Consider the following 9,559-nt stretch of genomic DNA (forward strand, 5'->3'; position numbering starts at 1 on the left):
GATGTGAAGAGGCGCCTTGCCGTTCATAATAGTGGTAAGGGAGCCAAGTATACCCGAGCTCGCTTGCCAGTCAAACTCATCTATGTAGAGGGTTTTGCCAGTAAGGAAGAAGCCATGTCTGCCGAGGCTCTCCTCAAACGAAAGAAACGTCCTCAGAAAGAACGATTTTTATCTGAAAATCAAGAGAAAAATCTAGTCAACCATATTGATGTCTAAGGAGGAGTCTTTTGGCTCCTCTTACTTTTGTCAAAAGAGGAAAAAAGTGCTACAATAAGATGAATAAATTTAAAGAGGTATTATCATGTCTAAGATTCTAGTATTTGGTCACCAAAATCCAGACTCAGATGCCATCGGGTCATCTGTAGCCTTTGCTTACCTTGCAAAAGAGGCTTATGGATTGGACACAGAAGCAGTAGCACTTGGAACTCCTAATGAAGAAACAGCCTTCGTTTTGAACTATTTTGGTGTAGAAGCACCACGCGTCATCACATCTGCTAAAGCAGAAGGTGCAGAGCAAGTCATCTTGACTGACCACAATGAATTCCAACAGTCAGTGTCAGATATCGCTGAAGTAGAAGTTTACGGAGTTGTGGATCACCACCGTGTGGCTAATTTTGAAACTGCCAGCCCACTTTACATGCGCTTGGAACCAGTTGGATCTGCGTCTTCAATCGTTTACCGCATGTTCAAAGAACACGGTGTAGCAGTTCCTAAAGAAATCGCAGGTTTGATGCTTTCAGGTTTGATTTCAGATACCCTTCTTTTGAAATCACCAACAACTCACCCATCTGATAAAGTCATTGCTCCAGAATTGGCAGAATTAGCAGGCGTCAACTTGGAAGAGTACGGTCTTGCTATGCTCAAGGCTGGTACTAACTTGGCAAGCAAATCTGCTGAAGAATTGATTGACATCGATGCTAAGACCTTTGAACTCAATGGAAATAAGGTTCGTATTGCCCAAGTCAATACAGTTGATATTGCTGAAGTCTTGGAACGCCAAGCAGAAATCGAAGCAGCAATGCAAGCAGCTAATGCAGCAAACGGCTACTCAGATTTTGTCTTGATGATTACAGACATCGTCAACTCAAACTCTGAAATTCTGGCTCTTGGATCAAACATGGACAAGGTGGAAGCAGCTTTCAATTTCAAACTTGAAAACAACCACGCTTTCCTTCCAGGTGCTGTTTCACGTAAGAAACAAGTGGTGCCTCAGTTGACTGAAAGCTTTAATGCTTAAAATTTTGGGTATTATTTCAAAATAGAAAACAGTGTTTTCCATATAGCTAAAGGGGTTTCGGCTCCTTTTTTTCTAGGAGAGAAAGATGTTAGAAAATGGTAATTTGATCTTTGTGAAGGATCTTTCAGATATGGGGCAGGCCATCCAGGCTTCTACGGGGAACTATAGTCATGTAGCCATCTTTTTGGACGGTTTCATCTACCATGCTAGTGGGCAAGCAGGTGTCATCTGTCAAGAACCGGCTGAATTTTTTGAACCGACTCATCTCTACGATCTTTATGTCTATCCAGAGCTGGAAGCTGACTTGGTGATGGAGAAGGCTTACCAGCATCTAGGTGCTCCTTATAATAGCTCGTTTTATCCAGATGGGTCTGGCTTTTACTGCTCCCAGTACATCGCTGAAATCCTACCGATTTTTGAAACTATTCCCATGAAATTTGGGGATGGGAAGCAGGAGATTAGTGATTTTTGGAGGGAATATTACAGGAAACTCGAACTTCCTGTGCCTCTGAATCAACCAGGGACCAATCCTAGTCAACTAGCAGCATCCCCTCTTTTAGAATGTAAAGAAAGGAATCTTCATGATTCAGATTTTTAACCCATCTCGTTTGACTCGACACCCATTTTTTATAGATTTGGTGGACTATCTGGACCAGCATGACGATGTGATTCTCCGAGAAATCAAGGCTCAGTTTCTAGATGTAGCAGTTGATAAACTCATGGAAGAGTATATTAAGGCCGGTTTGATCCGAAGGGAAAACAAACGATATTCCCTTAATCTCCCTTTTCTAGAATCGATAGGTAATCTATCCCTTGACCAAGAAATTTTTGTCAGAGAGGATAGTCCAGTTTATCAAGCCTTGTTGGAGAAGAGTTTTGAGACAGAATTGTGCAATCAAACCAATGCCGCCATTTTAGTCGAACGTACGGACTTTGCAAGAGAAAAGATGACTCTATCCAACTATTTCTACAAGGTCAAGAATCAATATCCTTTGACAGAAAAACAGCAGGAACTCTATGCCATTTTGGGAGATGTCAATCCTGAGTATGCCCTCAAGTATATGACGACCTTTTTACTGAAGTTTCTCAAAAAAGATCAATTAATTCAGAAACGTCGTGATATCTTTGTGGACAGTTTAGTCGTTCTAGGCTATATTGTTCAAAATGAAGCTGGAAAGTATGAGCTGACTGTTGATTTCGACAAGGAACGGTTGACTTTCTATTTATCTTAATTGCTTCATTTTGAGCAGATTGTTTGACTTTACTAAAGAATAAGCATAAACTGAATGTAAGCGATAACGTTTATCGTATTAAAAGCAAAGGAGACAGAGCTATGTCACTTGAAAATAAATTGGATCAAGCAACTGGTGCTATCAAAGAAGGATTTGGTAAAGTTACTGGCGATAGCAAGACAGAAGCAGAAGGTGCTGTAGAAAAAACAGTTGCCAAAGCCAAAGAAGTTGTTGAAGATGCTAAAGGTGCTGTAGAAGGTGCCGTTGAAGGTCTTAAAAACTCATTTAAGAAAGAAGACTAAAAAAAATCAAGGGAAAACTTCCCTTGATTTTTTGATTTTATAGATAACGTTCTGCGACAGTTGCATCTCCAGGATAGGCTTCTTTCACTCCATTGACGATCTGGTAGCAATCAGCTCCCTTACCTGCAATAATCACAGCATCGAGTGCTTGGTCTGTGATGGCCAATGCTGCTTGGATGGCTTGTTCGCGATCGGTAATCTTTTCAACAGGATGACTGATATAGCTACTGATTTCTTCAGCAATGGCCATTGGATTTTCATAGTTGGGGTCATCCGCAGTTAGAAAGACTTGAATCTCAGGATGTTGATTGAGGAGGAGACCAAAGTCTTTGCGACGACTTTCCCCCTTGTTTCCTGTAGAGCCAAGAACCAGAGCGATTTTCCCAGTTTGATGAGTTTCAACCACATTGATGAGTTTTTTCAGACTGTCCCCGTTGTGGGCATAGTCGATGAAAACCTTGGCTCCATTTTTCTGTGTGAGGACTTCCATACGACCAGGAACGCGGGTTGCAGCGATTCCTTTTTTGATGTCCTCAAGACTAGCTCCAAGACGGAGGCAGGCAAGTCCTGCAGCAACGGCATTTTCTTGGTTGAAGTGTCCAATCAACTGGATATCATAATCTCCAGCAAGTTTACCAGTGGCTGAAAAGCTAAAGGCTTTGGAGTTCTCGATTTGGTTGTCTGACTTACTACCATAGAAGTCATGGTCTTGATCTTCCACTTGTTCTTTCAATACAGAAAAGTGGTCCATGTCGCTATTAATGACAACTGCTCGGCTATTTTTCATCAAGAGACGTTTGTGATAGAAGTAGTCTTCAAAGCTAGGATGCTCAATCGGACCGATATGGTCAGGAGTGATGTTAAGAAAGACACCTACATCAAAGGTCAGACCATAGACTCGATGAACAAGATAGGCTTGGCTAGAGACTTCCATTACAAGATGGGTTCTTCCATTCTTAACAGCCTGAGCCATCATGTCGAAAAGATCGATATTTTCAGGCGTTGAGAAGGAAGATTTAAAGAAGGTCTCGCCATCCAGAGTTGTGTTCATAGTTGACAAGAGAGCTGTTGGGTAGCGTTGAGATAGGATGTGGTAAGCAAAGTACGCTGCTGTCGTCTTTCCTTTTGTCCCTGTGAAAGCGAGAATTTTGAGTTTCTCTTGTGGATTACCATAGAATTCCATCGCAATCAAACTCATGGCTTTCTTGATATCGTTCACAATGATGACGGGGATACCGACTTCGTAGTCCTTTTCTGCGACATACCAAGCTAAGCCCTGACTTATAGCGGATAGGAGGTATTCTTTTTTAAAGGCAGCACCTTTTGCAAAAAAAAGAGTCCCTTCTTTTACTTTTCGGCTGTCATAACTGATGCTATCAAAAACAACTTCACTGTAGTTGTAGTGGTAATGTCCTTGGTCAATAATCTCGCGAAAAAGGCCATCTTTCTTTAAAATATCTAATACGGTTTCAATCTTAATCATACTTTCTATTATAAACTTCACGCCCGAATTTTACAAGTAACAAGGAAAAGTTTATAATGGAAGATAAGGAACTTTTCCTAGTTATCAAAATTGAATGAGGAAACTATGTCTAACGAAAACAATCACCAGCAAGCCCAGATGTTGCGAGGGACTGCTTGGCTAACAGCTAGTAACTTTATTAGTCGCCTCCTTGGTGCTATCTACATTATTCCCTGGTATATCTGGATGGGGACTTATGCCGCCAAGGCAAATGGACTCTTTACCATGGGCTACAACATTTACGCCTGGTTTTTGCTGATTTCGACAGCGGGTATCCCAGTTGCGGTCGCCAAACAAGTGGCTAAGTACAATACCATGCGAGAAGAAGAGCATAGCTTTGCCTTGATTCGGAGTTTTCTAAGCTTTATGACGGGCTTGGGCTTAGTCTTTGCTTTGGTCTTGTATCTCTTTTCTCCCTGGTTAGCAGATTTGTCAGGTGTGGGGAAAGACCTGATTCCCATCATGCAGAGCTTGGCTTGGGCGGTCTTGATTTTCCCATCTATGAGTGTCATCCGAGGATTCTTCCAAGGGATGAATAACCTCAAACCCTATGCTATGAGTCAAATCGCCGAGCAGGTGATCCGTGTTATCTGGATGTTGATGGCAACCTTCTTCATTATGAAGATGGGTTCTGGTGACTACTTATCAGCCGTTACCCAATCGACCTTTGCGGCCTTTGTGGGGATGGTGGCAAGTTTTGCAGTTTTGATCTACTTCCTTGCTCAAGAAGGTTTGCTTAAAAGAGTTTTTGAAACACGGGATAAAATCAATAGTAAGCGACTCTTAGTCGATACGATCAAGGAAGCCATTCCATTTATCCTGACAGGATCAGCCATCCAACTCTTCCAGATTTTAGACCAGATGACCTTTATCAATAGTATGAAGTGGTTTACTAACTACAGCAATGAAGACTTGGTTGTCATGTTTTCTTATTTCTCTGCCAATCCTAATAAAATTACCATGATTTTAATCTCTGTGGGAGTTTCAATTGGGAGTGTCGGCTTGCCGCTGTTGACGGAAAACTATGTAAAAGGCGACTTACCGGCAGCAGCTCGCCTAGTCCAAGATAGTCTCACCATGCTCTTCTTATTTCTACTGCCGGCAACGGTTGGAGTGGTCATGGTAGGGGAGCCTCTTTATACAGTCTTTTACGGTAAGCCAGATAGTCTGGCCATGGGCTTATTTGTCTTTGCAGTTTTGCAGTCTACTATCCTAGGCTTGTATATGGTCTTGTCTCCTATGCTTCAGGCTATGTTCCGAAACCGCAAGGCAGTTCTTTACTTTATCTATGGTTCCATTGCTAAGATCGTCTTGCAATTGCCAACCATTGCTATTTTCCATAGTTACGGTCCCTTGATTTCAACGACTATCGGCTTGATTATTCCGAATGTCCTGATGTACCGAGACATCTGCCAGGTAACGGGTGCTCGTCGAAAGATAATCTTGAAGCGAACCATTTTGATTACCATCTTGACCCTTGTCATGTTTATCCTAGTTGGCTTCTTGCAGTGGCTACTCGGTTTTGTCTTCCAACCAAGTGGACGTTTTTGGAGTTTCCTTTATGTGGCTCTCATCGGAGGGCTTGGAGGAGGTCTTTATGGTTTGATGAGCCTACGGACACGACTCTTGGACAAGATAATCGGCAAAGCTCAAGCAGACCGACTACGTACACGATTGAAAATATCGTAAAAAGATTTATAAATAAAAGCATTGAATTTAACCTTTCTTTAACAGAAAGGTTTTTATACTACATTTTTCTTAAAAAAAGAGAACTTTTTCTAAAATCAAGAGCAAAAAATATGCTTTTTTAAGTTTTTCTTCAGAAATTACTTGACTAAATAAAACCAAAGCTGTATAATAAGACAAAACTTTTAAACAGGAGGTTCTGGAAATGAAAAAGTCTAAGGCCAAGTATCTGACACTTGCAAGTGTCGTGTTAAGCGCAGGTATCTTACTGAGCGCATGTGGAAATTCAAGTAGCGCTACTAAAACATATAACTATGTTTATTCGAGCGATCCATCTAGTTTGAACTATCTTGCAGAAAACCGTGCAACAACCAATGACATCGTGACCAATTTGGTGGATGGGTTGATGGAAAATGACCAATACGGTAACTATGTTCCATCATTGGCAGAGGATTGGACTGTTTCTCAGGACGGTTTGACCTATACTTACAAATTACGTAAGGATGCAAAATGGTATACTTATGAGGGTGAAGAATACGCCCCTGTAACGGCCCAAGACTTTGTGACAGGTTTGAAATATGCTGCTGATAAAAAATCCGAAGCCTTGTACCTTGTTCAAGACTCTGTAGCAGGTTTGGATGACTATATCAACGGGAAAACAACTGACTTTTCAACTGTCGGTGTTAAGGCGATTGACGACCAAACAGTTCAGTACACTTTGACACGTCCAGAATCTTATTGGAATTCTAAAACAACTTCAACCATTCTCTTCCCTGTCAATGCAGATTTCTTAAAATCAAAAGGGGATGACTTTGGTAAGGTAGACCCTTCTAGTATTTTGTACAATGGACCTTTCTTGATGAAATCTTTTGTTTCAAAATCTGTTATCGAATTCAAGAAAAATCCCAACTACTGGGATGAAAAAAATGTCTTTGTGGATGGTGTGAAATTGGCCTATTATGATGGTAGTGACCAAGATGCACTAGCACGTAACTTTGTAGAAGGAGTCTATAGCTACGCGCGTCTCTATCCAAATAGCTCAAGCTTTGAAGGCATTAAAGAGAAGAACAAGGATAACATTATCTATAGTATGCAAAATGCAACTTCTTATTACTTGAACTTCAACTTGGACAGAAAATCTTATAACTTCACTTCTAAGTCCTCAGATATCGAAAAGAAATCAACCCAAGAAGCCGTTCTGAATAAAAACTTCCGTCAAGCCTTCAACTATGCTTATAACCGTACAGCCTATGGAGCACAATCTCAAGGGGAGGACGGAGCAACGAAGATTATTCGTAATTTGGTTGTACCTCCAACATTTGTAAGTATCAACGGAAAAGACTTTGGCGATGTTGTTTCAGAAAAGATGGTCAACTATGGCCAAGAATGGCAAGGAATCAACTTTGCGGACGCGCAAGATCCATACTACAATCCTGACAAGGCTAAAGCTAAATTTGCAGAAGCTAAGAAAGAATTGGAAGCTAAGGGTGTGCAATTCCCAATCCACTTGGATGTATCTGTAGACCAATCAGCTAAAAAAGGTGTACTTGAAGCAAGCTCTTTGAAACAATCCATCGAATCTGTTCTAGGAGCTGAGAATGTGGTTATCGATATCCAACAGCTATCAACAGATGACTTTGACAACTCTAGCTACCTAGCTCAAACTGCAGCTCAAAAAGACTTTGATATCTATAATGGCGGTTGGAGTGCGGACTACTTGGATCCATCAAGTTATCTTGATATCTTAAATGTCAATAACGGTGGTATGTTGCAAAACATTGGTCTAGAACCAGGTGAGGTCAATGACAAGGCTAAGGCAGTTGGTCTGGATACTTACACTCAAATGTTAGAAGAAGCGAACAAGGAGCAAGAACCAGCAAAACGTTATGAAAAATATGCTGAAATTCAAGCTTGGCTCGTTGATAGCGCCCTTGCAATTCCAAACGTTTCTCAGGGTGGAACACCGACCTTAAGAAAGACAGTTCCATTCTCATCGCCATTCTCACAAGCTGGAAATAAGGGTGTCGAATCATACAAGTATCTCAAGTTACAAGATAAGACTGTAACGGCTGATGAGTATGAAAAAGCTAAAGAAAAATGGCTGAAAGAAAAAGAAGAATCAAATAAAAAAGCCCAAGAAGAACTGGCAAAACACGTTAAATAACCAGTCTATTCAACAGGAAAAACGATAGTTTCTCAAGGAACTATCGTTTTTATATAGTTTGAAACTATAACTAGCTCTTGAAAACAAGAAAATGAGTTAGTGAAAATAAGTGGTACAATAGTTACTATAGATTTGGAGGTATTGTATGAGCAAAGAACTACACATCAACACAATTTTGGCCCAGGCTGGGATCAAGTCAGATGAGGCTACAGGTGCCTTGGTAACACCGCTTCATTTTTCAACCACTTATCAGCATCCAGAGTTCGGTCAGTCTACGGGATTTGACTATACTCGTACCAAAAACCCAACTCGCAGTAAGGCGGAGGAAGTCTTGGCGGCAATCGAATCAGCTGATTATGCCTTAGCGACAAGCTCAGGTATGGCTGCGATTGTACTGGCCTTTAGTGTTTTTCCAGTGGGAAGTAAAGTCTTGGCTGTGCGTGATCTGTATGGGGGTTCTTTCCGTTGGTTCAACCAAGTCGAGCAGGAAGGTCGTTTCCATTTTACCTATGCCAATACAGAAGAAGAGCTGATTGCTGAGTTAGAGAAAGATGTGGATGTTCTCTATATTGAAACTCCAACTAATCCCTTGATGTTGGAATTTGATATTGCCAAACTAGCCAAACTAGCTCATGCCAAGGGTTCCAAGGTAGTGGTAGACAATACCTTCTACAGTCCGATTTATCAACGTCCGATTGAAGACGGTGCGGATATCGTTCTTCATTCTGCCACCAAGTACTTAGCAGGGCACAATGATGTCTTAGCTGGGGTGGTTGTTACTAATAGTTTAGAACTATATGAGCAACTGTTCTATAATCTCAATACGACAGGTGCGGTCTTGTCACCATTTGATAGTTATCAGTTGATTCGTGGTCTTAAAACTCTGCCTCTTCGTATGGAGCGTTCTACAGCCAATGCCCAAGAAGTGGTTGCTTTTTTGAAGGATTTACCTGCTGTCAAGGAAGTGCTCTATACTGGACGTGGGGGTATGATTTCCTTTAAAGTAGTGGATGAAAAACGTATTCCTCATATTTTAAATAGCCTCAAGGTCTTTTCATTTGCGGAAAGTTTAGGTGGGGTTGAGAGTCTCATCACCTATCCGACAACTCAGACTCATGCGGATATTCCAGCAGAAGTGCGCCGTTCCTATGGCTTAACAGATGACCTCTTGCGCTTGTCTATTGGGATTGAGGATGCTAGAGATTTGATTGCGGACTTGCGCCAAGCTATGGAAGGATAAGATAGATATGGGAAAATATGATTTTACAAGCCTGCCCAATCGTTTTGGTCATCATACCTATAAATGGAAAGAAGCAGAAGCTGACCGAGAAGTTCTACCAGCCTGGATAGCAGATATGGACTTTGTGGTTTTGCCTGAGGTTCGACAAGCTGTACAAGCCTACGCAGATCAGTTGG

Annotated in this window: 9 protein-coding genes and 1 pseudogene; 9 read left to right on the plus strand and 1 reads right to left on the minus strand. The window is 41.4% G+C overall.

The annotated features are described in order from the left end of the window. From GMD4S_RS05990 to GMD4S_RS06010, 5 genes are all read left to right on the plus strand, one after another. The coding region (locus tag GMD4S_RS05990) for a GIY-YIG nuclease family protein (protein WP_000223614.1) at positions 1–216 on the plus strand (216 nt) is incomplete at its 5' end. 85 nt (positions 217–301) lie between these two features. Next, positions 302–1,237 (plus strand): manganese-dependent inorganic pyrophosphatase, encoded by a 936-nt coding sequence (locus tag GMD4S_RS05995; protein ID WP_000036034.1) that lies wholly within the window; start codon positions 302–304, stop codon positions 1,235–1,237. 85 nt (positions 1,238–1,322) lie between these two features. Further along, positions 1,323–1,835 (plus strand): YiiX/YebB-like N1pC/P60 family cysteine hydrolase, encoded by a 513-nt coding sequence (locus tag GMD4S_RS06000; protein ID WP_000892269.1) that lies wholly within the window; start codon positions 1,323–1,325, stop codon positions 1,833–1,835. Then, positions 1,819–2,469, plus strand: a complete 651-nt coding sequence (locus tag GMD4S_RS06005) for a DUF1803 domain-containing protein (RefSeq protein WP_000614464.1) — start codon at positions 1,819–1,821, stop codon at positions 2,467–2,469. Before GMD4S_RS06000 ends, GMD4S_RS06005 begins: the two co-directional genes overlap by 17 nt. A gap of 101 nt (positions 2,470–2,570) precedes the next feature. Then, positions 2,571–2,771 carry a CsbD family protein gene (locus GMD4S_RS06010; protein WP_000051178.1) on the plus strand — a complete coding sequence of 67 codons (201 nt, stop codon included), beginning with the start codon at positions 2,571–2,573 and terminating at the stop codon, positions 2,769–2,771. Positions 2,772–2,808: 37 nt separating this feature from the next. Here GMD4S_RS06010 and GMD4S_RS06015 read toward each other — a convergent pair whose 3' ends face one another. Beyond that, positions 2,809–4,254, minus strand: a complete 1,446-nt coding sequence (locus GMD4S_RS06015; RefSeq protein WP_000590277.1) for a UDP-N-acetylmuramoyl-L-alanyl-D-glutamate--L-lysine ligase — start codon at positions 4,252–4,254, stop codon at positions 2,809–2,811. 105 nt (positions 4,255–4,359) lie between these two features. Here GMD4S_RS06015 and GMD4S_RS06020 point away from each other — a divergent pair, with 105 nt between their 5' ends. From GMD4S_RS06020 to GMD4S_RS13295, 4 genes and pseudogenes are all read left to right on the plus strand, one after another. Then, complete coding sequence (locus tag GMD4S_RS06020) at positions 4,360–5,982, plus strand: putative polysaccharide biosynthesis protein (RefSeq protein WP_000064204.1); 1,623 nt, start codon at positions 4,360–4,362, stop codon at positions 5,980–5,982. A gap of 202 nt (positions 5,983–6,184) precedes the next feature. Then, a complete protein-coding gene (locus tag GMD4S_RS06025) occupies positions 6,185–8,143 on the plus strand; it encodes a peptide ABC transporter substrate-binding protein (protein ID WP_000748546.1) in 1,959 nt (652 codons plus the stop codon). Positions 8,144–8,288: 145 nt separating this feature from the next. After that, complete coding sequence (locus tag GMD4S_RS06030) at positions 8,289–9,383, plus strand: cystathionine gamma-synthase (protein ID WP_000031948.1); 1,095 nt, start codon at positions 8,289–8,291, stop codon at positions 9,381–9,383. A 7-nt stretch (positions 9,384–9,390) separates the two neighbouring features. Then, positions 9,391–9,559 (plus strand): annotated as a pseudogene (locus tag GMD4S_RS13295) (cysteine desulfurase); the annotation flags it as partial.

It is taken from the genome of Streptococcus sp. GMD4S (genome assembly GCF_000296955.1).

Excerpts from the sequence above, each read along its gene's own strand:
- GMD4S_RS06015 (WP_000590277.1), bottom strand. The coding sequence starts at position 4,254 with ATGATTAAGATTGAAACCGTATTAGATATTTTAAAGAAAGATGGCCTT.
- GMD4S_RS06000 (WP_000892269.1), top strand. The coding sequence starts at position 1,323 with ATGTTAGAAAATGGTAATTTGATCTTTGTGAAGGATCTTTCAGATATG.
- GMD4S_RS06005 (WP_000614464.1), top strand. The coding sequence starts at position 1,819 with ATGATTCAGATTTTTAACCCATCTCGTTTGACTCGACACCCATTTTTT.
- GMD4S_RS06025 (WP_000748546.1), top strand. The coding sequence starts at position 6,185 with ATGAAAAAGTCTAAGGCCAAGTATCTGACACTTGCAAGTGTCGTGTTA.
- GMD4S_RS05995 (WP_000036034.1), top strand. The coding sequence starts at position 302 with ATGTCTAAGATTCTAGTATTTGGTCACCAAAATCCAGACTCAGATGCC.
- GMD4S_RS06010 (WP_000051178.1), top strand. The coding sequence starts at position 2,571 with ATGTCACTTGAAAATAAATTGGATCAAGCAACTGGTGCTATCAAAGAA.
- GMD4S_RS06020 (WP_000064204.1), top strand. The coding sequence starts at position 4,360 with ATGTCTAACGAAAACAATCACCAGCAAGCCCAGATGTTGCGAGGGACT.
- GMD4S_RS06030 (WP_000031948.1), top strand. The coding sequence starts at position 8,289 with ATGAGCAAAGAACTACACATCAACACAATTTTGGCCCAGGCTGGGATC.